This window comes from Neobacillus sp. GCM10023253 (assembly GCF_042653105.1).
Lineage (GTDB): Bacteria > Bacillota > Bacilli > Bacillales > Cytobacillaceae > Neobacillus > Neobacillus citreus.
This window is the reverse complement of the sequence record NZ_JBHSHV010000014.1, coordinates 1-23,170: the sequence shown is the minus strand read 5'-3', so window position 1 is coordinate 23,170 and position 23,170 is coordinate 1. Positions and strand designations below refer to the sequence as shown.

General features: G+C 40.3%; 23 protein-coding genes and 1 rRNA gene. 5 read left to right on the top strand and 19 right to left on the bottom strand.

The genetic code is table 11. The annotated features are described in order from the left end of the window. Positions 1 to 162: 162 nt before the first annotated feature. A complete protein-coding gene (locus ACFPA1_RS18030; protein ID WP_378584478.1) occupies positions 163 to 861 on the top strand; it encodes a VIT1/CCC1 transporter family protein in 699 nt (232 codons plus the stop codon). A gap of 89 nt (positions 862 to 950) precedes the next feature. Here the strand turns inward: ACFPA1_RS18030 and ACFPA1_RS18025 are convergent, their stop codons facing one another. Continuing rightward, the gene (locus ACFPA1_RS18025; RefSeq protein ID WP_213143763.1) at positions 951 to 1,439 is read right to left on the bottom strand and encodes a DinB family protein; all 489 of its coding nucleotides are present in this window, start codon (positions 1,437 to 1,439) and stop codon (positions 951 to 953) included. Between the two features lie 158 nt (positions 1,440 to 1,597). Here ACFPA1_RS18025 and ACFPA1_RS18020 point away from each other — a divergent pair, with 158 nt between their 5' ends. Continuing rightward, a complete protein-coding gene (locus ACFPA1_RS18020; RefSeq protein ID WP_378584476.1) occupies positions 1,598 to 2,074 on the top strand; it encodes a hypothetical protein in 477 nt (158 codons plus the stop codon). A 102-nt stretch (positions 2,075 to 2,176) separates the two neighbouring features. On the opposite strand, the gene ACFPA1_RS18015 is transcribed toward ACFPA1_RS18020, so the two are convergent. From ACFPA1_RS18015 to ACFPA1_RS17990, 6 genes are all read right to left on the bottom strand, one after another. Beyond that, a complete protein-coding gene (locus ACFPA1_RS18015; protein ID WP_378584474.1) occupies positions 2,177 to 2,743 on the bottom strand; it encodes an MOSC domain-containing protein in 567 nt (188 codons plus the stop codon). Positions 2,744 to 2,921: 178 nt separating this feature from the next. Next, positions 2,922 to 3,353 carry an SRPBCC family protein gene (locus ACFPA1_RS18010; RefSeq protein ID WP_213143761.1) on the bottom strand — a complete coding sequence of 144 codons (432 nt, stop codon included), beginning with the start codon at positions 3,351 to 3,353 and terminating at the stop codon, positions 2,922 to 2,924. A 126-nt stretch (positions 3,354 to 3,479) separates the two neighbouring features. Then, positions 3,480 to 3,995: an SRPBCC domain-containing protein gene (locus ACFPA1_RS18005; protein WP_378584473.1), complete on the bottom strand. Its 516-nt coding sequence runs from the start codon at positions 3,993 to 3,995 to the stop codon at positions 3,480 to 3,482. A gap of 69 nt (positions 3,996 to 4,064) precedes the next feature. Continuing rightward, positions 4,065 to 4,388: an ArsR/SmtB family transcription factor gene (locus ACFPA1_RS18000; protein WP_213143759.1), complete on the bottom strand. Its 324-nt coding sequence runs from the start codon at positions 4,386 to 4,388 to the stop codon at positions 4,065 to 4,067. 411 nt (positions 4,389 to 4,799) lie between these two features. Then, on the bottom strand, positions 4,800 to 5,666 hold the full coding sequence (locus ACFPA1_RS17995; RefSeq protein WP_378584471.1) for an RNA polymerase sigma-70 factor: 867 nt from the start codon (positions 5,664 to 5,666) through the stop codon (positions 4,800 to 4,802). Continuing rightward, the gene (locus ACFPA1_RS17990; RefSeq protein WP_378584649.1) at positions 5,657 to 6,961 is read right to left on the bottom strand and encodes a phytoene desaturase family protein; all 1,305 of its coding nucleotides are present in this window, start codon (positions 6,959 to 6,961) and stop codon (positions 5,657 to 5,659) included. The genes ACFPA1_RS17995 and ACFPA1_RS17990 overlap by 10 nt, the downstream gene beginning before the upstream one ends. Positions 6,962 to 7,431: 470 nt before the next feature. Here ACFPA1_RS17990 and ACFPA1_RS17985 point away from each other — a divergent pair, with 470 nt between their 5' ends. Further along, complete coding sequence (locus ACFPA1_RS17985; protein WP_378584470.1) at positions 7,432 to 8,331, top strand: VanW family protein; 900 nt, start codon at positions 7,432 to 7,434, stop codon at positions 8,329 to 8,331. A gap of 47 nt (positions 8,332 to 8,378) precedes the next feature. Here the strand turns inward: ACFPA1_RS17985 and ACFPA1_RS17980 are convergent, their stop codons facing one another. From ACFPA1_RS17980 to ACFPA1_RS17940, 9 genes are all read right to left on the bottom strand, one after another. Then, entirely contained in the window at positions 8,379 to 9,359 is a 981-nt protein-coding gene (locus ACFPA1_RS17980) for a quinone oxidoreductase family protein (RefSeq protein WP_378584468.1), read from the bottom strand. A 465-nt stretch (positions 9,360 to 9,824) separates the two neighbouring features. Beyond that, positions 9,825 to 10,844 carry a histidinol phosphate phosphatase domain-containing protein gene (locus ACFPA1_RS17975; RefSeq protein WP_378584466.1) on the bottom strand — a complete coding sequence of 340 codons (1,020 nt, stop codon included), beginning with the start codon at positions 10,842 to 10,844 and terminating at the stop codon, positions 9,825 to 9,827. Then, complete coding sequence (locus ACFPA1_RS17970) at positions 10,841 to 11,638, bottom strand: DeoR/GlpR family DNA-binding transcription regulator (RefSeq protein WP_213117275.1); 798 nt, start codon at positions 11,636 to 11,638, stop codon at positions 10,841 to 10,843. The genes ACFPA1_RS17975 and ACFPA1_RS17970 overlap by 4 nt, the downstream gene beginning before the upstream one ends. Further along, positions 11,635 to 12,636 (bottom strand): ABC transporter ATP-binding protein, encoded by a 1,002-nt coding sequence (locus tag ACFPA1_RS17965; RefSeq protein WP_378584465.1) that lies wholly within the window; start codon positions 12,634 to 12,636, stop codon positions 11,635 to 11,637. The genes ACFPA1_RS17970 and ACFPA1_RS17965 overlap by 4 nt, the downstream gene beginning before the upstream one ends. 1 nt (position 12,637) lies before the next feature. Beyond that, positions 12,638 to 13,423: an ABC transporter permease gene (locus ACFPA1_RS17960; protein WP_213117273.1), complete on the bottom strand. Its 786-nt coding sequence runs from the start codon at positions 13,421 to 13,423 to the stop codon at positions 12,638 to 12,640. Continuing rightward, positions 13,420 to 14,247 carry an ABC transporter permease gene (locus tag ACFPA1_RS17955; protein ID WP_378584647.1) on the bottom strand — a complete coding sequence of 276 codons (828 nt, stop codon included), beginning with the start codon at positions 14,245 to 14,247 and terminating at the stop codon, positions 13,420 to 13,422. The genes ACFPA1_RS17960 and ACFPA1_RS17955 overlap by 4 nt, the downstream gene beginning before the upstream one ends. A gap of 96 nt (positions 14,248 to 14,343) precedes the next feature. Then, the gene (locus ACFPA1_RS17950; RefSeq protein ID WP_378584463.1) at positions 14,344 to 15,162 is read right to left on the bottom strand and encodes an alkaline phosphatase family protein; all 819 of its coding nucleotides are present in this window, start codon (positions 15,160 to 15,162) and stop codon (positions 14,344 to 14,346) included. Then, complete coding sequence (locus tag ACFPA1_RS17945) at positions 15,152 to 16,249, bottom strand: ABC transporter substrate-binding protein (RefSeq protein ID WP_213143751.1); 1,098 nt, start codon at positions 16,247 to 16,249, stop codon at positions 15,152 to 15,154. Before ACFPA1_RS17945 ends, ACFPA1_RS17950 begins: the two co-directional genes overlap by 11 nt. A gap of 928 nt (positions 16,250 to 17,177) precedes the next feature. Next, entirely contained in the window at positions 17,178 to 18,455 is a 1,278-nt protein-coding gene (locus ACFPA1_RS17940; RefSeq protein WP_378584461.1) for a hypothetical protein, read from the bottom strand. A gap of 375 nt (positions 18,456 to 18,830) precedes the next feature. Between ACFPA1_RS17940 and ACFPA1_RS17935 the strand changes: the two genes are divergently transcribed. After that, complete coding sequence (locus ACFPA1_RS17935; RefSeq protein WP_378584459.1) at positions 18,831 to 19,760, top strand: hypothetical protein; 930 nt, start codon at positions 18,831 to 18,833, stop codon at positions 19,758 to 19,760. 18 nt (positions 19,761 to 19,778) lie between these two features. Then, positions 19,779 to 20,651: an HNH endonuclease gene (locus ACFPA1_RS17930; RefSeq protein WP_378584457.1), complete on the top strand. Its 873-nt coding sequence runs from the start codon at positions 19,779 to 19,781 to the stop codon at positions 20,649 to 20,651. Between the two features lie 115 nt (positions 20,652 to 20,766). Here the strand turns inward: ACFPA1_RS17930 and ACFPA1_RS17925 are convergent, their stop codons facing one another. From ACFPA1_RS17925 to rrf, 3 genes are all read right to left on the bottom strand, one after another. Then, on the bottom strand, positions 20,767 to 21,768 hold the full coding sequence (locus ACFPA1_RS17925; protein ID WP_378584645.1) for a DUF3895 domain-containing protein: 1,002 nt from the start codon (positions 21,766 to 21,768) through the stop codon (positions 20,767 to 20,769). Positions 21,769 to 22,191: 423 nt separating this feature from the next. Beyond that, entirely contained in the window at positions 22,192 to 22,680 is a 489-nt protein-coding gene (locus ACFPA1_RS17920) for a DinB family protein (RefSeq protein ID WP_378584455.1), read from the bottom strand. Positions 22,681 to 22,892: 212 nt separating this feature from the next. Further along, positions 22,893 to 23,009: ribosomal RNA gene (gene rrf / locus ACFPA1_RS17915) — 5S ribosomal RNA — on the bottom strand. Positions 23,010 to 23,170: the final 161 nt, after the last annotated feature.

Genomic DNA, 23,170 nt, shown 5'->3' with positions numbered 1-23,170 from the left:
AATTAATGAATTTTTAATTTTAAATTAAGTTAAAAATAAGAAGCGACAGCAAATACTATAAAAAACTTTTTCCTTTTTAAGAGGAGTTAGTTATGGAAACAATAAATATAACAAAAATAGGCGCATATTGGTGTTAGATAAGTGAATTGGGAGGTGAACAAAATGAATCAACACCTGCATCACGTAGAAGAACATTTTTCTGGTTCTGACTTCATTCGGGATGTTGTCATTGGTATGTCAGACGGATTAACCGTACCATTTGCATTAGCTGCTGGTTTGTCCGGTGCTGTTGATACAACAACATTGATTCTCACGGCAGGAAGTGCTGAAATTGCAGCAGGGTCAATTGCAATGGGACTTGGCGGATACTTGGCAGGAAAAACAGATGCGGAACATTATGAATCTGAACTTGCTCGCGAACAGCGCGAAGTAATAGATCTTCCGGAACGCGAAGAGGAGGAAGTATCGGAAATTTTCAGGGAATATGGACTTGAAGAAGAACAAATCAAATCTATTACAGAAACCATGAAAAAGAACCCTGAAAAATGGGTGGATTTTATGATGAGATTCGAATTAGGGTTGGAGAAACCAGAGCCAACAAGAGCAAGGAACAGTGCGATTACCATTGCAGTTTCTTATATTGTCGGCGGATTAATCCCTTTGTTCCCTTATTTTATTTTACAACATCCTGCAACAGCATTAATGGTTTCTGTAATTGTCACACTTATCGCCTTGATGATTTTTGGATACGTAAAAGGAAGGTTCACGGGAACTTCGCCTATCAAGAGCGCTGTTCAAACGATGATTATTGGAGGACTTGCAGCAGCAGTTGCGTTTGGTCTGGCGAGAATTCTCACTTGAAGGTAGGTAGAATGTACGAAACCTCACAAACTTACTCAACAAAAAAGGCAATGTCAATTAAACATCACCCAAAGTACTCCTAGATAAAATTAATCTTCTGTTCCTAAAACATCTGTATTTGGGGGCTCATAACCCATCTGACGGAGCATGGCCACTATTTGTCCCTTGTGATGAAACTCGTGAGTAATGGTGTGCATGAGCAATTTACGGGGAGTAATAGATAATCGTTCAGGTGTTTCTCTCCAAGGGATGTCTCTCTCAATTAGCACGTCTAAATCATGTCCATGTAGTTCTAATAATTCATTTACGATTGAATCTACTTGTTCAAATCGTGCTTTTATTTCCTCTAAACGGAGATTATGTAATTCTTCTCTTGGAGTAAGTGGTTTTTTAGTCTTCAATAAAACAAATGAGCCAAGCCATGCAACATAGCAATCTGCTATATGAACCAATGTGTCCCTTACACTTTGCCAACCGAAACCATTCGTTTGAGTAAAATGATTAGAATCTAATTTCCCACAAAAATCTAACAGAGTTCCTCTAGTCTGCCGAACCCATCCATATTCCTGTTGAAGCATCAAAACACCCACCTTTAATAGATATATACTACTTATTCTTTATATGTATAGAAAACCCTTTCCATTCATTCACCGAACAGCATTTCGTAAAACTACATACACGTTCAATTTTTGGATATCCTACAAAATAGGAGCAGCTAGCCTGGGATGGAAAAAGGATGGTCATGATGTCAATAAAGGTTCAAAGGATTTTAAATATTGCTATGGTCTTAATTGCATTGTCAACATTACCTCTTATGGGGTTATACAATATAAAGCGATTTTTACCTGTTTCAATCCTTATCGGTGGTATAGAAGGGATTAATGCACTAATTGGGAAAAAACGTAGATGGTGGGTCTTTTATAATAAACCAAATTCATACTTATTTAATGAATTTCCTTTTAATATTGGTGTGTTTTTGGTAACTTCACTTTGGATTATGAAGTGGTCATATGGAAAATTCCTAAAGTTTACCTTACTTAATGCAATGGGTAATGCTCTTTTTGCCTATCCATTCGCCAAATTTGCGAGAAAAATTAAGCATTTCACATTGGTTCGTCTTAATCATTTACAATTTTTCTTCTACTTCTTTTCTAAGGTATTTCTGTTTTATGGATTGCAATACCTGTTTGAAAAGTACAAAAAGCCTGATTAAAATAAGAAAATGCGTTCTTAAATGATCCTGCCCGTTACTTTGAATACATTTGTTCACAAATAAGATTAATTTCACTAAGGTACAAAATACGCACTATGCTGATTAAACACGTTCAAGCTTTTTAAATGGTCTAGGGGGTAATACAGCGCGGATGGTATCACCTGGTTTCACTTCTCCACTCTGCAATATAACTCCCATTATTCCTGCTTTTCTTATTAGATTTCCATCTGAATCCTTATCCAAAACAGCCTTTAAAAGACCCTGTTTAAAATGATCAATTTGAGCACAAGGATTGCGTAAGCCTGTTACTTTAATCATTGCAGACTCACCTATAAATAATATCGTGTCAGTAGGTAATTCAAGAAGATTTATTCCGACAGTTGTTATATTTTCACCCATTTGTCCAGGTTTAATATGAAAACGGTCTGCTAACTCTTCGAATAACTCATTTTGAATTAAATGCACCTGTCGTAGGTTCGGTTGGTTTGGATTTTGTGCTACTCTCGATCGATGTTTAACCGTTGGACCAAAGTGTGCATCGCCTTCGACCCCAAAATCCTTCACTACTTTTATACTCTCTTGATTTTCTTTACTAAACGTATGCCTCTTACTTAAACTAACCGCTATGACTGTTCCTAAAATTGAACTCTCTTTTTTCTCATCAAACATTCAATCCTCACAGCCTTCCTGTTTTTTAAACTCCCTGTTTGTCCATATTCGATAAAGGTTTAATTATTCCTTCTTCTACTAACTTGCTTCGTTAGAATAAGAAAAAGACCGCACTTAAGCGGAACAAAATAAAGGGTTGCAGTAGCAACCCTTTGTTTAACTCTAAGCACCTGTTTGTTTAAGTATATTTTTTTACAATCGTGTCGAGCGCATCGGACCAGCCGTCGTACACGTACTGATCGCCGGGGTGACCGGCAAATCCGCGCAGGTGGAAAATCATCTCGGTACGGTCGCCGTGTGCGTTGAGGGTTAGAGTCACGACAGGAGAGTTCTCGATTGGAGCATCGGGGTAACCCCAGGTGAAGACGAGCCGTTCGAAAGGTACGACTTCGAGAAACACACCTCCGGTGGGATACTCCTCGCCGGTCTCGATGTTGACCATCGTGTAGCGGTAGCGTCCGCCTTCGCGAACGTCGAAGGAGATGGTCTCCAGGGGTGTCGAAGGCAACCAGTTGGCGAGTTCCTTCTCCTCTGTCCAGGCGCGCCACACGAGCTCGCGGCGGGCATTCAGGGTACGGGTAATGGTAAACTCCTGTTCAGATGTGGGCATGTTCAATATTCCTCCTTTGTAGTCATGTTAAATATAAATGACCGTATTTTACCAAAGGTTCCAAAATCCCTTTAAACTAAACTGGTTTAAAACCCTACTAATGCTGAAAACAGCGTTACGGTAAATCTACTTCAGCGACTCCACTAGCTCGTTCAAACGGTCCCAAGTTTCAGTGATGCCCTGTATCATACCCATGTCCATGACGGTCTTGAGGGCCTCTTCGGAAACATATTCAGCACGGTTTATCAGCTTTGTCTTTCCACCCAAATCGATGAATTCCAATGTGATCTCGGTCGACGGCATGGAGTCATTCACATTGCCTTCGGCATCCGAAAAGTAATCGGTGTAGACGATCTTCTCCGGCTCGATAATCTCCTTATAAACCCCTTTACCCCAGGATTCCATACCAAAAAATTGACCCTGATTCTGATCGACACACTTCATACAGTAATGCCAAACGCCTCCCGGACGGAAATCGACGGTGCAAACAGGAATCTCCCAGCCCCTCGGCCCCCACCAGCGTTTCAGATGCTCCGGCTCTTTAAACATCTTGAATACGAGATCTCGTGGCGCATCGAAAACGCGCTCCAGTACCAATACCCGATCATTCTCTACTCTCGATACCATTGTGTTGTTTGCCATTTTATTTCCTCCTTGTTCAAATGTTTTATATTTTTTAAAGGGATTAACGCATTGCTTTCAACTGTGATTTTATTTTTCTTCTTTTTCTTGCATTACCTTTAAATAATCGTCCAAGCTATCAAATCTTTCTTCCCAAATTCGGCGATAAGACTCAAGCCACGCATTTAATTGGATAAATGGCTCAGGTCGTAATTGGTAGATGCGCCGATTTGCATCAGCGTGTACTTTAACAATTCCGGCATCACTAAGAACACGAAGGTGTTTAGAAACTTGTGGCTGACGGATTTGTAAGCGTTCGGAAATTTCCCCCACTGTAAGGGGACCTTCTCGCAAAAGTTCTACAATCTGTAAACGATTGGGTTCGGAAAGAGCGTTCAGTGTTGTAGTATCCATTTATAGAACCCACCCCTATCCATAAAACAGCTAAATTTAATATTCATTTAACCCTATTTAATTTAATTGTAAAAAGTACTTTGTCTCAATACCCCCACCCAACTGTACACAATTCTCCAAAAATGAAGTTCTAATAATATTCCTTAAATAGAATATAACACAATTAGAATATTCCTGTAAAGGAATATTATGATTTTATTTTTAAAAAATTAAATCTTTTGTTTCCTTTTTATAAGGATAGCCTATCAGGTTGACAATTTATCTTACTGGAGAAATGTACTGTGACATCAAATCGTTTGGAATAAAAAAGAATCCATATTAATCACTCTTGATTAATATGGATTCTTTTTCTTTTCATGCGGTTCTTAACAAGCAAACCAACTTTCCCCCACGTCTAAAGCATGTTCTCCTTTATTGCAAATGCCGCAGTTTGTCGGGATTGCCCACTATATAGATGGTCTGAATCCGATTTCCATTAAAAGCGAAGGAATAGACATACTTCAGGTCATCATCCATTGTTAGGATCAGTCCCGGGCTCCCATTGATGGTGGCAAAGGAGAAGGTAAACTTTCCTGCATGCATTTTCAACAGGTTTTGTAGCAATCGGATGACGCCTGCAGCGCCGAAAATAGGCACCCTTGCTGTTGTTACCGTTCCGCCGCCATCCGCGTACATCGCGATATCTTCGCTGACAAGTTCCAATATTTGCGTAATGTCTCCATTTATGAAGCTGTGGACAAACTCTTTTATTTTTGTTTCCATAATCGTAACGGATGGCTGTTGGTCGGGGGTAAAATCCATACTTTTCTTGGCGCGGTGGAAAATTTGCCGACAGTTCGCACTGCTTTTGTCGAGAATTTCTGCGATTTCATCATAGGAGTAATGAAAGGCCTCGCGAAGCAAAAAGACGGCCCTTTCGTTGGCATTGAGCTGTTGCAGCAATAGCAAATAGGCTGTGGAGATAGACTCTTGTTGTAAAAAGGCCTGTGAAGGGTCATTTGCCGGGTTCTCTTTTTCAAGCAACGGTTCCGGCAGCCAGGGTCCGACGTACACCTCGCGTGTCTTTGCGGATGACCGGATTAAATCAAGACAGCGATTGGTGACAATCTTGCAAAGATAGGCTTTTTTGTTTTCAATCGTTTCGCGGTTAGGGAGCTGGTTAAAGGCAATAAATGCTTCTTGCACAATATCCTCCGAATCCATGACGCTGCCCAACATGCGATAGGCTAAAGAAAAAAGCAGAGGTTGATAGGCTTGATACAGTGTTTCTACACACATAATTCGGTATCCTTTCTGACCTTCGATAGCTGTGAAACAGCACGTTTCGCACTGGCCACAGATGCGTCTACGAGCAGCTCCCCATGCGATGCCCAATCACCGGCGACATAGAGCCCTTCAATTTCAGGTACTGTGGGACCTGGATTTTCGATTCGATTCAGATGAGGAAAATCATGAACCACCGTCATTTTGGGCAGATACTGCCGGACAACCAAGTGATTTCGCCAACCGGGTTGAGCAAGATCTAACACCTGTTCTAACTCTCTTTCATCCTGTTCCGGGTCCGTTTGCGAGCCCAGATATTTGAAAAGCGAAACTACTTGTATTTCATCATCACTTAGGATGGCCGGACGTGGTTTTCCGTCACGTGAATGGTTGGAAAGTAAAATTGGTTGATCCATGCCGTAAATAAATTGGTGTTTAGGCTTGGGAAGCTGGCGTAATCCAACATCGAGACAGGCAACAGTAACAGCGAGGGCTTGCTTTTTCCATGTGTCAAGTGCAGTTTTCTCTGCATGTGGAACTAGTTTGTGAGCAATGGAGGGTGGTGTTGTCAGAATAACATTTGCTGCTTCTATTTTACCTCCATCGGCACATAAAATCGAGCGGACTTTTTGTTCATGATGTTCGATAGAAGCTACATTGCAATTGGTGACTACTTTTACCCCCAGCTGGACAGCGTGCTCATGAAGCTCTTCCACGAGAGACCCCCAGCCTTTATCCAGATAGAATGCCCCACGCAATGCATGTTGCAGATGCTTTAAAGCCGGTCCGGCCGGGTGTAAATCAGGTGCAGCCACATAGGTAGCTGTTCGAAGCAGCGCATAGAACAAGTTTCGTAGCATCGGATCCTGTAATTCCGTTTCAATCCAATCCCGGATGCTGATTTGATTCCAGATGCTCGTGTCCATTTTTCCCAATTTTATAAACCATTTTGCAAATTCGAGCTTTCCTCCCCAAGTCAGAAGCGGACTTTTAATGAGGGAGGAAACGTTCATTGGCATGGTCAATAATTGATTTTTCCATAGCCCGAAAGCATCAGCAGATGGTGAGCCCCCTTCTAAACGCAGTCCAAGTTCGCGAAATGTTTTATACGCTACCCCATTATACAAGGCATGACCGCCTAAATTAAAATACACACCCTGCTTTTTATTGGTAATGGCCCTTCCTCCCAACCGTTTGCTTTGTTCCAGAACGATTGTTTTCTCTCCTGCCTTTGCGGCATAAATCGCGGCAGTTAAACCCGCAATTCCCCCGCCTACAATCGCAACATCATATTTTGTCAATGTAATCACCCTTTTCGATGGTTTACAAACATAACGGATGAGCGAATGATTTTGTGACAAAAACAAGGAAAACTTTTTCGAAGGTTATTGTCTACTTGGAAAGGAGAATGAAAATGAGAAGGGATATGCTCCGAGGTTGATGGAGTACCACAAAAATAAGAGTAATGCTTAATAAAGCTAAATACCCTGATCCTTTTATTTTCAAGGTAAAAGCTGGACATATTATCCGTAGGAGGTGGTAAGGTGGCTGACTAAGAAAAATACCAAACGCATTGAAAGGTTCTAATATGCTTTTATTTAACTACAGTACCCATTTTGGCCTTGATTCGTGTTTGTATTTGAACGACAAAAGTTAATACAATTCCTAACAATCTTGGCTGCAAAAGGATTCCTTTCCAGAAAGAAAGGTACTGAAGTTGACCTCCCGGTACATGAAATAGTGATTTCAACTCATAATGATAGTAGGGAGGTATAAACAGATGAATTTCAGTTGGTTACTTGGGCTTATCATGTTGTCTCAACAAGTGACGATGCCAGGAAATTTAGTGATCACACACAACGGCCATCCTATCTCAGTTACTGACGGTACTAATTTTGCGATACACTTGCCATTCTTAGCCATTATCGATACAGAAAAATTCCAAAAATTCATGGACGAAATCGATCAGCAGGTTACGAAAAACCCTAAAAACGCAATGATAGATATTAATGGGAATATTATTCCGGAACAAGTCGGTTACCATTTAAACCGCGAAGTTTTCACAGAAAAAATTTTTTCTTATTATTTTAACAATACTTCATCTGAATTCGCTGCCCCTTTACAAACTACTTTTCCAATGGTCGACAGTGAATTACTTGAAAATATAAGAGCAAAAAAAATTGGGGAATATGTTACATTCTTCAGCTCCAATAACAAAGAAAGAAACAATAATATTTATCTTGCTGCAAATGCCATTAATAATTATGTACTTTTTCCAGGTGAAACATTTTCCTTTAATAAAGTGGTTGGTGAAAGATCGGCAGGAAAAGGATATCTGCCTGCCACTGTCATTGTAAAAGGGGAATATGCAGAAGACTTGGGCGGTGGAATTTGCCAAGTATCCTCTACCCTTTTTAATGCAATCGATAATGCAGGTTTAAAAGTCGTTAAGCGTTATTCGCACAGTAAAGAGGTTTCCTATGTTCCACCAGAGCGGGATGCCACCGTCAGTTGGAACGGGCCTGATTTCATCTTTAAAAATGAATACAACCAGCCTATACTCATTCATGCAAATGCGTTAAAGCACAAATTACAAATTGAAATCTATTCTTCTGATGTCATCACTTATATACCTAAGGAGGTTCCATACCTTCCTAATCGGCAACATCCCCCAAAGTAAAGAGATACTTTGGGGATTTTTAGTTTTCATCAAAGGGATAGGTTTTTTCATGGCAGTAATAAGATTTTACCCGTACTTTTTCGGCTTTCTAGAAATCGGTGAGCTTCTTGTCCATCTCTTAACGCAAAAGTGGTCGGCTCTGATACTTTTACTTTTCCTTCTTCTATCCATCTAAACAGCTCTTTCGATCGTGTCACTCTTTCTTCCCTAGAAGTGAGAACATTCCAAAGATCTCCCCCCGTTAGAGTTTTTGAGGTATCCATCAGCATACGGGGATCAACTGGAGATGGATCTCCACCTGCCATCCCATAAAATACAACTGTACCACCGATGCGCGTAACAGCAAAACTGTCCATGAGTGTAGAGCCTATGGATTCATAAACAACATCCACCCCTTTGCCGTTTGTTTCTTTCAGAACTTTCTGCTTCCAGTCATCCGTGTACTGGAGAACCAAATCCGCTCCCACTTTTTTTGCCGCTTCAACCTTTTCCTTGGAGGATGTTAAGCCTATTAACTTACCACCAAGAAGTTTTACAATTTGAACAAGAAGCTGCCCAACACCTCCGGCTGCTGCGTGCACTAAGACAACATCATTATTTTTTACAGCATAGCTGTCCCTTGTAAGATAATGTGCAGTTAGCCCTTGAAGGAGTATAGAGGCAGCCTCCTTATATGAAACTGATTCTGGCAGAGGGATCAATTTTTCATATGGAACTGCTACTAGCTCTGCATTGGCAAATGGAACATCAGCAAATGCAATACGGTCTCCTTCGCTTATGCCTTGCACTTCTGCTCCTACTTTTTCTACAATTCCGGCACCTTCATAACCTAAAATATATGGAGGCTCCCCGGCCAGATGATAATTTCCTTTCCTTCTATAAATGTCTGCAAAGTTTAGGCCAATTGCTTTCATTCTTACAAGAATTTCATCCGGACCGATGACAGGTTCCTTTACTTCACAATATTCCAGGACTTCCGGACCTCCAAATGTATTAAAAACAAGTGCTTTCATATATATATACCTCATCTCTATGGTTAATTAATAAAGGCAATACTAACGTGTGAACCAGTTCAAGTTTAAAACCACTTTCTTTTATTGTTAACATAAATAGGTCTGTATATCTACTACCCTCCTCTTCCTCCTTTTGGCTGACTCCTGGTGTCCCATCACCTTTGAAACTGTTGTCGATCCCATGAAAATGAATGGTATGTGGTTCCTTTTGCTAGAATAGACACCATCATTATTAATTTGAGTATGTAATTGTTTAATCGTTAGGTAACGAATTGTAGGGGGAATCTATTCAAAATCAAAATGTTTAAGGAGAAGGCCGGATTCTTTAGCGAAACCGGCCTTTTTTAAAATATGAGGTAGAAAGGAGAGAATTTGCCGTGGAACAAATCATCTCATTTATCAATGAGGTAGATTCCCTATCGTTGCGACCCTCTATCTGCTTTATCGAATAGAATCCAAGCTAGATTTAGTCCCCACACCTCACCGGGTAGTACAAACACCTTCACCAATCCCTCTCATCACCCGCCGCCCCTCTTTAAAGGTGGCAATTTCTTTTACCCCTTTTTCCAAAAGGGTTTGTGTATTCTGTTCAATAAAAGACCCAATATCATCAGGAAAATGAGAATCGGATGAAGTGGTAAAACACACACCCGCATTGACTAAGATGTCCAGGAACGCTGGGCTTGGACACATTTCTTTTACAGGGTAACGGTAATAAAGCCCGGCATTTATTTCGGTTGCCGTGTCGGTTTCGACAAGAGCTTTCGCTATTCTTTCATAGTGAGGGACGAGAAAGGCTTCGTCTGGTCGGTAATTAAATACCTTTAGATTATCCAGATGAGCTACAAACTGAAAGATGTTGCTGCGAATCGCCTTTTCGACCTCAGCAAAAAAGTCCTTATATAAATCGACTAAATTATAATGATGAAACCGATTTTGGGTGTCCGGATTGTCAAATCCCCAACCGTACATATAATGAACAGAGCCAATCACAAAATCCCACTCATATTTCTCAATGAGCCCCTTTAATTCCGCTTCGCTTCCGGAAAAGTAGTCTGCTTCCAGCCCCAACCGTAATGTGACGCCTTGTTGCGCCCAGCGCGGCTTCGCTTCATGAATAGATCGTACAAAATCCCCCATTGACTCCGTCATGACCTGGTTCAGCCAAACCTGCTGTTTGGTTCCGACATCGGAATCACTCAGGTCAAGATTCTTTTCAAAATAAGCCCGTGATTCCTTAAAACGGTATAGATGGTCGACTATGCCTACCTCCTTCAGCCCTTTTCGCTTGGCTTCAAGCAAATAGAGATCTAGCCAGGAAGCATCGTATGCACCTCGTTCTAGCCGTGCTGCCAGCCGCTCCATGCCTTTTTTCAGCCAGCCCCTGGTATGCGGCTTTTCTTCCAGGGGACTGAAATGGTTTAACGCCTGATTGGTACGGTCTAGCCAGCTTAGTGAATAAGGGCCTTCTTCAAGATGTAAATGATAATCAACCTTCATGTTTGTCGCCCGCCTTTGACTGTAATCCATTGAAGCATCGTATCCATGCCCGTTTCTTTCCATGAGTTTGGCATGTCTTGATCACAAATCACATGATCAATTTTCGTTATCGGACAAATTTTATAGAACGATTCATGGTTAACCTTAGAGGAGTCGGATAGCAGAAATACTTGGTTTGCCCTTTCTACCATCGCAGTGGATACTAAACATTCCTCAAAATCATAATCACTGATATCCGTTAAGGTAATGCCTCCACAGGATAAGAAGACTTTATCAAAACGAAAGGATTCCAGTGTTTTGCAAGTCATGGCACCGACAATCGATTTTTGTTCAGGAATCGTAACGCCGCCAAGTACGATGACTTTCCCTTCAAATTCTTTATTTTCCAAACTGCAGTTAAGTTCTTCTGCACAAGCGAGGGAATTAGTCACGATCGTCACTCCCTGAACACTCGAAATCGCACTTGCGAGATGAACGGTCGTCGTTCCAACATCAATCATGACGGTATCTCCGTCTTTGATAAACTCAGCCGCTTTTCTCCCGATAGCTTTTTTATCAGAGATCCTGACATTCATTTTTTGGGAAAAATGCGGTTCGCTTTTCGTTTGCTGATACTTAATCGCCCCGCCGTAGACACGCGTCAATTTTTTTTCTTTTTCGAGGATGTCCAAATCCCGCCTGATCGTTTCAGGCGTTACCTCAAGCTCACCAGCAAGAGAAGTGACCAATATTTTCTTCTGTTTTTCGAGTTGCTGTAAAATGTATTCATGACGTTCTGTAACCAGTATATTCATGACAGTGGAATCACATCCTTTTTATGAAGATAAAGAGTTTTCCGAGCTCCTTCCTGCACATCTTCATCTGATTGATGCAGGTGTTCTGCTGTCACCACGATTCCATTTGAACTGAACTCATAACGAGTGATATTTCCGAGCATCATGACCTTATTGACTCGGCCGGAAAACGTATAGCCATTCTCCATGTACTGGGCACTGAATGCCTCTGGTCTGATCGCGTAAAGTCGATTTGAAAATTCCCTTTCCGAGGTGGCAATCGATAACTCCGAGCCTTCAAGGACATTATAATTACCAATAAATCTTGCGACAAATTCACTGCCCGGCTTGGTATAAATCTCATGAGGCGTACCGGATTGGGCAATCCTGCCTTCATTTAAAATATAAATCCGGTCACTCACAGCCATGGCTTCCTCCTGGTCATGAGTCACGAGGACAGTAGTAATATTCAATTCCTGCTGGATGGTGCGCAGCTGCTTCTGAAGATTTTTCCTAATCTGTGCATCCAGGGCACTTAAGGGCTCATCGAGCAGTAATACCTTCGGCTCAGTGACAATGGATCTTGCCAAGGCGACACGCTGCTGCTGGCCTCCTGACAATTCCCTTGGATAGGCATTTTCCTTCCCTGCCAAGCCTACCAGCGCCACCATCCGCGCGACCTTTTGTTTAATAGTTTCGCTAGGAATCTTTTGCATTTTCAGGCCAAAAGCAATATTTTCAGAGACTGTCATATTCGGGAATAGTGCGTATGATTGAAAAACCATCCCGATTTGCCGGTCTTTTGCCTTGACATTCGTGACATCACAGCCATCAATCTTGATGACGCCCTGTTCTGGGCTGGTTAATCCCGCAAGGATTCGCAGCAAGGTACTTTTTCCACAACCGCTTGGTCCCAGCAGGGTAACAAATTCGCCTTGCTTAAATGATAGATTCAGATCATGCAGGACGGTTTGTCCTTTAAAGGCCTTACTAATATTTTCAATGGTGACATAGCCCATTTTATAAAGTCTCCTTTCTTGACCGTGTTACTTTGACAATGATAGAAGATAGAATGGAGATTAAGATAAAATAGCAAATGACAATGGCACTTGCGATATGCCCGCTCACATTCAATTTTTTATACAAGTAGACTTGAACGGTTTCGAAGCTCCCGCCTATTAATAGATTCACTAACACAAATTCCCCGAATAAGATTGAAAATGACAGCAGCGACGAAACCAGTACGCCAGGCATAATATTCGGTAAAATGACTTTTAAAAAAGCGGTAAATCGGCTAGCCCCTAATATTTCAGCCGCCTCCATAAGCGAAACGGCCTGAATGTTCCGCAGGCTATTTCGGGTCCCCTGGTACATGTAAGGGAGAATTCCAACAAAATAGGCGCCCACGGTGACAACAACCATTGGCATGCCACTGTTCGAATAAGCCCTGATTAACCCTACCGCAATAATCACACCCGGCATGGCATACGTTAACACAATCAGGGCCTGGATAAATTTCTCCAGCCTTGGTGCGTAGACCACAATCGAGAAGATCGCCGGAACCATGATGAGCAGGGAAAGAATGGTTGCCCCGACTGAAAGGATGAGAGACCGTCCCATTGCTTTTAAAAATAACGAATCACTAAAAAGCTCCCCGTACCAGTGAAATGTTAAGCCCTCGGGCAAAATCGTTTTATGCCATTGAGTGGAGAAGGAATAAATGAGCGTCCCAAGCAGCGGTACAAGCAAGTATAAAAGGACTGCTCCGATCGTAAGATAATGAAAAAATGGGCGGTTCTTGTTCACGATAAATCCCTCCGAACCTTGCGTGTTAACCACTCATTGAGAAGCATCGCCACCACAAGGGTTAATCCTAACAATCCCGCAATCGCACTGCCAAGCTCAGGCTTGGCAAAAATATCGCCAGTCGTCAATGCGCCAATTCGGATCGTAACCAGATTATAGGTGCTTCCCGTTAACGCATAAGCGGATGCATATGCTCCCATCGCATTGGCGAATAGAATACTAAATGTACCGGCAATGCTTGGAAGAATAATTGGGATACCAATCCGCAGCCAAAACTGCGTGGGGCTTGCCCCGAGCAGAGAAGCGGCTTCTTTCCAGTGCTTATTTATCCCCTGGTAGACCGGGTAAAGAAGCATAACGGCCAATGGCAGCTGAAAATAAAGATAAATAAGAACAAGGCCAGACCAGGAATAGACATTAAACGAGCTTAGCGTTTCCCAGCCGAAATGCTTAAACAGCAAGGTGAATAAGCCACTGTTTCCTAACAGAACAATAAAGGCAAAAGCTAACGGAATGCCTGCAAAATTGGATGTTAGATTAGCAAAAATCAACACTCGATTTTGAATACGACTAGAAAAATGCGTGATGGAATAGGTGGCAAAAATGGCTAAGAGCGTTGCTATGAAACTGGATAAAAGCGAAATCAAAATACTATTCTTAAACGCTTGGCGGTAATACTCATTCTGAAAAATTTCCTGATATTGCTTGAATGAAAAACCAGTGCCCCCATCCGCCTGAAAACTTCCATATATCATAAAAAATAAAGGAATGAACAGGAACAGAAGAATCAAGAAAAGAAAGGGGATGAGACTAGCGACAAGCATTCCATTTATTTTTTTCAATGAAAAAACTCCTTTATAAACAGTGGTTACTCTGATAAAACCCTTTAAGGAAAAAGGTGCCTCCTGAAAAGAAGACACCTATTTTAGTTTCGGAAAGGACAGCTTTTGCATGGCTGACGATGGCTGGATTTTTAATAACTCGCAAGCCAAAGGCGCAATTTGAAGCTGGGGAATGACCTCTTCATAAATGCCATGCTTCATCTTATCCGTGATGATAAATAATGGCACATCTCGGTCAGCTGCTGTCGTACCGCCGTGCTGGCCGTCATGATTCATGCCATGATCGGCGGTCACAATAATCTGGTAACCTGCCTCCATCCATTTGGGAAGAATATTCGCCAATAGTATATCAACAGCAATCACACGATTCCGATACTCTTTGGAATCAGCTGTAAATAAATGGCCATCATTATCAATATTCATGGAGTGGACATACAGGAAATCCGGTTCATACTGATCCATTAAAAAATTAGCATCAGAAAATAGGTGGGAATCAGGATAATGGTCTTCCCAGTAGAAAATACCATGTTGAATGGCTTTTTCAGTATTCAATTGAATTCGGTCTGTCATCGGATGAAAGGGCGCCGAATTATACAATTCACTTACCCAGTAGTAAGAGGCGGTCGCATTTTTTAAACCAGCCTTGTTTGTTAAATGAAACAAGCTTTCTTCATGAGACAACCGAACCGTTTGATTGGATGTAATCCCATTTTTATAAACCGGCGTACCTGTTAAGAGCACCTCATATAGCGGCCGGGAAAGGCTCGGCAGCTCAGATTTGACCTTAAATCTCGATGCCTTTCCCATTTCAATCAAATGGTGCAGATAGCCCATTTGGGAAATCGCGGTGTCATAACGCAGACCATCGAGCATAATAAAAGCTAGCTTATTTGACATTCATTAACACCTTCTCTTGCCATAATGATAGTAACTGCTGCATGCCTTGCTCCCATGCTTTTGGATCTGATACAGGTTTTGCATTTTTGTACATGTCATTTGGAAGCAATTTTGCTTTCGCATCCTCAGGCAATTTTACATTTTCACGAATCGGACGTGCATAACCGCGTGCCAGGTTTGCTTGTCCTTCATCTGAAAAAATATACTCACGGGCAAGCTTGGCGGCATTTGGGTTTTTGGCATATTTGTTAATAACCGATGCATATCCAGAAATAACGGATGCCTCCTGAGGGATGACAACATCAAAGCGGTTCTTGTCAATCTGGTCCCTATACCCAAGACCATTGAAGTCCCAAACGATAGCTACATCTACTTCACCCTTTTCTAATGCCGTTAAGTTGACATTATTCGTTTGAAGACGACCTTGTTTAGCCAGCTTGGCAAAGAAATCGATACCAGGTTTAATATTCTTCTCATCCCCGCCGTTTGCATAGGCCGCGGCCAACACACCGTATTGAGCCTGACTCGCTTTTAACACGTCTCCAATCGCAATCTTGTAATCGCCGGTTTCAAGATCCTTCCATGTTTTCGGAGGATTTTTCACATTCGTTTTATCGGTCAAAAAGGCAATTGTTCCGGTATAACCAATCATCCAGTCCCCGTTATCATCCTTCGCCCATTTCGGAACATCGTCCCAGTGTGAAGTTTTAAACGGAAGCGTTAATCCCTTTTGTTCCGCTAACGGCCCGAAGGATGCGCCAACATCGCCAATATCTGCCGTGGCATTTTCTTTCTCCGATTCAAATTTTGCCAGCTCTTCCGCACTGGACATATCAGTATCCATATGTTTAATACCATATTTGGAATCAAGATCCTGCCAGGTCCCCTTCCAGTTTGCCCATGTGTCCGGCATTCCGACAGAGTTTACTTGACCCTCTTGTTTAGCATTCTTGATCACGTCTTCAACGGAAACTTGATTTGAAGCTTGGACATTCTTTGTGTCCTCATTTTTATTTGAACAACCTGTAAATATCGAAACAGATAAAACTCCTACTGCAGCCATCGTTAAAACAGAACCTTTTCTCATCGAAACAACCCTCCAGAGTTTGTTTTTTGTTTGTTTGTATTTGCTTTACACTTTTCATCATACAAAACAAAGGTAAAACACGTATTAAACAAATGTAATGATTTCATAAAGGTTCTTTAATAGAATGTAAATTCATGCTTGTTATGAACCGAGCCAGAAATAAACGACAAAAAGAAGTTGATTTTTTTACAACCAACTTCTTTTTACCTATTATAGATAAAACTCTCCTACCGAATCGTTAACGTACGATCGGATTCACGTCCAAAACCATCTACTGATTTCATGGGGACGGTTCTTTTGCTTCACTTACAAGAAAAATGATGCACGAGAACCGTCCCCATGCATCACACGATGTATTTCAACAAATTGTTGCTTCTGTGCAACCTAACCAAACGTTTGTGTAAACCGATTTAAAGTCTTGGCGCTAGCGGACTTTTTCTTCTACTATCACGAAAATGCTTGTCGATCAGACAAACGTTTAATTGGATTGTCCCTAGATATTGATATATCAACGTTTCTGCTCCTATTTTCGTAAGAAATTTAATGCATGTTGTCAGATTACGGCGGTTCATTTCTGTCCGGTTTATCACAACCTCGGAAATCTGCTAATTTTCACTAAAAATCTACTACTGCTTTCTCACTCAAACGTTTGGTTAAAAGCTAAAAAACTATTGATCTCATAGACTTTTACTCCTAATTCCGGGAAAAATTTTGTCATTTAACTAAACGTTTGTTTAGTATCTGCGTGAACCTTTCCGGCAATTGGATTTATATTGATTTTGGCAGCAGAAGTATGTCGAAATCTAATTCCACCGCCATCTTAACTTGGTTCTATTATTATTAATATACACGGAAGCATCATTTGGACGCATCTCCCATTGATGCCCATCTAAATTACATAGCTTTTGAGTAGATCGAAAACACAACGCTAATTCAAAATTACTGTATCATATAGTAATTTTGCTTTTTCTGAGAATAAATGAGGAATTTGCTCTTTCAACAAATCTTTAGGATGAATATGCATGGCATTGCCTTTATGTGTTATTGCATATAAAATTAATTCTCCTGCTTTCTCCATTTTCCCATTAGGATTATTTGAGATCTTAACAGATAAAGATGCATGGTTTACACAAGCACCATCATGACCAAGGTTAACTTCACAAACTGCTAAATTCATCATTAAATCTGAAAGTACCTCAAAATATGAAAACCAATATTGGTTATTGCTAAATAACCTATTTTTGTAACTTTTACAGAAATATTCTATCATTTGAACAAATAATGGCTCCAACCCTTTTTTGGCTAAATCATAATCACCTTGATTGATCATATGTAGACATATGATATTAATCTTTTGTGAAATGTCTGTATAATCCAATAAACCATCCGATGTATATCTAGTCGTTAGTATTTGTTCAGATACTTCCATGTATTTTTCTGAGATTTTAGTAGCGTTTTTTGCGCATGGATGGCTTTGAATATATGTAAGATTTTTCAAGTATCTATACACTTCACTCCACATAGAGTATGGGACTTTACTTTTATGTACAACCATATCTAAATGGTCACTAAAATCTACTGCACCCCAAGAATTAGTGAATACCATTTCTATTCCCTTTTTTATATCATAACGGGTAGAGGGATCATATTTCATTAGTAATAGAGAAGCAACAAATTCAATTGCTCCACTTTCACCAAATCCTGCTTCATTTTGATATTTATTGCTTAAATCCATATAGTTGGTATCAAGAATATATGTAGTTTCCTGAAAAGATAATAATTTGACGTAATTGATAAAATCTAGTTGATCACCAGAATTTTCTCGGTCTCTTTTAAAATCTTCTCCACTTACCTTCTTATCCGTACGCTGAGCCAGCTTTTCTTCGCCAATACTTTTAAATTGTGTAATATTATTTTTAAAACTAGCTGACTGGTCATCTTTACTCGGAGGAACATAGACAACATATGGTTTCGGTTTTCGTATATATCCTCGCTCACCATTTAATGATTTAAAGAATCCTATGATAGGATTTCTGAATATATAAATAATGATAGAAAAAATCACTAAATATATTACTCCGCTTGTAAATACTGCTATAACACCCCTAAAAATTAATTCTAAAATAAATAGAATGAATTTAAGAACAATGTAAAGTACGGCAATACCTCCGACCACTAAACCGATACTTTTAAAATATTTATTCATTCCACACCTCATTATGTAATATGAATGTTTCTTGTTTTATAAGGGGATAAACCTAGAAAAAGGCAAGACATTTTCAAATCGCACATAAAATCTATCTTCTAATAGTAACGGATGATTGTAGTAAGTTGTTTAATTCGGAGGCATCTCAGAAGGTTTCAGTGTATCGTAATCCGGGGAGAGGTATATATTTTAGCAGCAGTGAAATGTCGAATCATATTAACCGGTCGAATTCACATCATGCTTGAAAAAGAAAAGGCCACCCTCGCAAAACTCTACCAATCTTCCAAAAAATTCGGGTTATGACAAGCATGGGTAATAAGTACCAACCCCCTATTTATGTTAAAATATATTTACATATAATGGGGGATTTTGTTAATGAAGAAAGCATTAGTGCAATTACAGAGTGATCCAAGGTTTTTGACGTATTTAAACAATTTTAATAGGGAATATTTTCAGGATTTAGGTGCAGGCGACTATGTTGGAAACGATTTATTGTTTTTACTCGTTACCAGCCAGGCCGTTAAGAATAACGATATGGCGGTAAAACTAGTAGAAGCCTCCTCTTATAAGGACTATGTTGTTGGAGAGTTCCTAAGAGAATACTTCAATCTTAAAACAAATAAACATTTTGAAATTTTAAAATCGATTGATTCTAAAATGAAAGAATCCGCGGCTATTTTCCTATTGGGTACATTGTTTGACATTAGCGGTTTAGGCTTGATGATTAGAATGGATGACGCCAAGTCTGCAGCCCAGATACGAAACCAACGAGCGCTCTTGAGACAGCAGTATCGGGAAGAAGCAAAAGCGAATATTAAAAAAATCAAACAACGCCGTCGGCAGCAAAATCCTTGGAAAAAACGATCGCTCTTCCAATTTTTCACTTTCAAGAAACCTAAGCTGCAATCCAAAAAGACATTAACCAATGAACTATATTCTAAAACACCTGTAGCAGCAACAACCAAGACCAAAGCTAAAAACAACGATACGCTTAACCTAAAGAGATTCAAGTTCATTGGTCAGGTAACCTACTTAAGAAAATATAGTGATGACATGATGGAGATGAAAATAGAGTTCATAAAAGGAGAATTAAAACTTAACGATCGGGCCGCGATTCGGTACAAAGGAAATGGAAAAGCCCTGGATTACGTATGGATTAAAGACATAAAGGAATGGAATAACGGCTACCAACCAGTCCATTCTGCTAAAAAGGCAGGCATTTATTATATCTATTTTTATTCATCAGGTGGTAGCGGCTCCTTAGTTCACGGAGATATGAAACAGTTATTATTAGTTAGAGAATAATAGATAGGAGCGATTGAGGTGGCTTTTTTTCGGACAGTTGGTAAAGGTATTGGTAGTTTGGCAGGCGGTGTTGTTGGAGGCGGCGTCAAACTAGCGGGAAAGGCAGTTAAATCCGAATGGGTAGAGGAAGTCGGAGATGGAATTAAGCTGGCATCAACGACTGCTTTAGATAATGCCGGTCAGTTTATCGATGGGGCCGTAAAAGGCACATACGGAGTCATCAAGAAAGACGAGCAGGCAAAGAAAGATGGCTTCAGCGATTTGAAAGACTCTGGTGGCAGAACGCTTAAAGGGATCGGCAGCACCATCACCTACACAGCAAAAAGCGCAGGCACCACGTATGAAGGCTTAAAAAAAGGCGATAAGGAACAAGCACTTCAGGGTGTTAAAAACATCGGAAAAGTAGCGGCCATTTCCATGTTAGCGGTAGGTGTAGCGGATCTTATTGATGGAGCAGATTTTGTTGATGCAGAGGACCTTGATACAAGAAACGACCATTTAAATGGAGAGTTTCATCCCGAAACAGGAGTACCCTTTATCGAGAAAACCGTAGAATTACCAAGTGGTGATTACATGACAGGTACCTTCCCTGTATTTGAAAGTGACGTTGAAGTTCAGTTGCCGGAAGAGCTTTATCTCCAATCAGACAATGTCCATTTCTCCTTCGCGAATCATGAATTATATGAGGCAATCCAATCAGATTCAGCTCTAGCCCAACAAATAGGGCTAGACCCACATGATATCGCGCAGCTAGGACAAGGGAACACTCCTGAGGGGTTCACCTGGCACCACAATGAAGAACCAGGCGTCCTTCAACTCGTCGATGAAGACGTCCATCAAAACACTGGTCATACTGGCGGCAGAGAACTTTGGGGCAGCGGAGTTAGGTAAGTCTTCAAAAAAGTATATCCTAGGTGGGATATCTTCTATGAACAAATAAAGAGAAGTGTTGCTAACACTTCTCCCTGCACCTTTTACCGTTAGGTTGGTGGCTAGTGACTGTCACCTACCGATTTTTCGTAAATTTATATTTTCGATCGTCTGTACCATTAACTTCCTCAAGGTAAATTACATTTTCATTGACTAGGCTTTCTAAATAAAGACAAACGATTGGATAAATCTTAGGTTTCCCTGTAATGTATCTTTGGCCAACGACGATGTGATGTTTAATCAATAATTCACAAATAATCCGAACGCTAGATACGGTTTCAAGGTAGTGAAGAACTTTATCTTTTATAGCAGCTGATAAGTGATTGGTTACAGGTTCAAGTATCTTCCTTTTGTCTTGAACTGGCGAATAATCCTCTGAATCTTCAAATAACTCAAATTCAAATGTAAATTGATTAGATTCCTTTGTGTAATCATCGGTTTCGCTAGATTCGATAATGGATGGTGGAGTTTCAATGACTCTTGAACGTTCCAATTCTCTTTTTGATAAGAATTCGTTAATTAATAACCTTAACCGTTTTATTTGACGTTCAAGCAACGGTAAGTTGTTTTCAAGATGGTCACTAATATCTGTTGGAAGGACAACCTCACGCGGAATGGATGGGAATACTTCCTCCAAGGTCCAATTTTGTCTGATTTTATCCAGCAACTCATCCATTTCATAGTCAATTGCGGTAAATCCCTTTATGATGGCATTTACTAGTTCACCCGGTATTCCAGTATGTTCCTCAAAATGAGTAATTCCAAAACGCCTTAGCTGATTTGTACTCTTATGCTTCACAATATACTGATACCGCAAAGGACGCCCACACTCACAAGGAGTTTCAGGATTCACAAACCCATTATCGATATAATCTTCTAATATCCATTCATCCAGTAACATTTCAATTTCATCAATAGATGCAGATTCAGGCAAAATAATGCCTTTATCAATGGCCATTTGATTAGCAAAAACAGTCTTTTTTCCTCTCTTAACGTGCTCCTGGATGAAAGTCCTTTGCTGTTCAGTCAATAATGAAAATAATGATTCGCGTTCATCACTTGTTAGGACGATAGTCATTAGTTGCACCCAACCCTCTTCGCATTATCTATAGTAATTTGTTAACTAGCTTATCCTTAGAACAATAATGACACTGTTTCTTATTCCGTTCCAGTACCCTACTATTTTTTAGATGGTTACAAATTTGGTTTATTTGTTGTCTAGGTTGAATATGTAAAACTTCAGATAAGCAATCGTCACAGTATAATTGGTTTCTATGATCTTTAATAAAATCTAGAACTAATTCTGAGGTTGTCATTTAAACAACCCTTTCATTACACATTCTAAAAATTAAACCCTATCATCTAGATTATAGCATTTTAGTAAAAGTCATCCATTTACTTTTTGCTAGATTAATAACATTGTACTAACTGCCAGATCACAAACTGGCTCAACAAAAAGGCAATGTCAATTAAACATCGCCAAAATAACTTCTATTTTATATTAATCTTCTGTTCCCAATACATCTGTATTTGGGGGCTCATAACCCATCTGGCGGAGCATGGCTACTATTTGTCCCTTGTGATGAAACTCGTGAGTAATGGTGTGCATGAGCAATTTACGAGGAGTAATAGATAATCGTTCAGGTGTTTCTCTCCAAGGGATGTCTCTCTCAATTAGCACGTTTAAATCATGTCCATGTAGTTCTAATAATTCATTTACGATTGAATCTACTTGTTCAAATCGTGCTATTATCTCCTCTAAACTGAGGTTCTGTAATTCTTCTCTTGGAGTAAGTGGTTTTTTCGTCTTCAATAAAACAAATGAGCCAAGCCATGCAACATAGCAATCTGCTATATGAACCAATGTGTCTCTTACACTTTGCCAACCGAAACCATTTGTTTGAGTAAAATGATTAGGATCTAAATTCCTACAAAAATCTAACAGAGTTCCCCTAGTCTGCCGAACCCATCCATATTCTTGTTGAAGCATCCAAACACCCACCTTTAACAGATATAACTACTTATTCTATACATGTATAGAAAAAACCTTTCCCTTCTTTCACCAACAGCATTTCGCAAATGAATAAATTGGAGGTACCGGTTTGAGTTCAGAGATCGATTTGGAAACAGGGTGGAGATAATCCAGTTAATGTAAGTCGTTTTGAAAAAAAAAGACAACCAATTCAGGTTGCCTTTTTGTTTGCCTGGCAGCGTCCTACTCTCACAGGGACTTGCGTCCCAACTACCATCGGCGCTGAGAAGCTTAACTTCCGTGTTCGGGATGGGAACGGGTGTGACCTTCTCGCCATTACTACCAGACCTATTTATTTAGAGGTTTCATTCCCTCAAAACTAGATAACGCAGAAGAAGTTTAGTAAAAACGAGTTCGCCTTACTTAATATGACTTGGTTAAGTCCTCGATCGATTAGTATCAGTCAGCTCCACACGTCACCGCGCTTCCACCTCTGACCTATCAACCT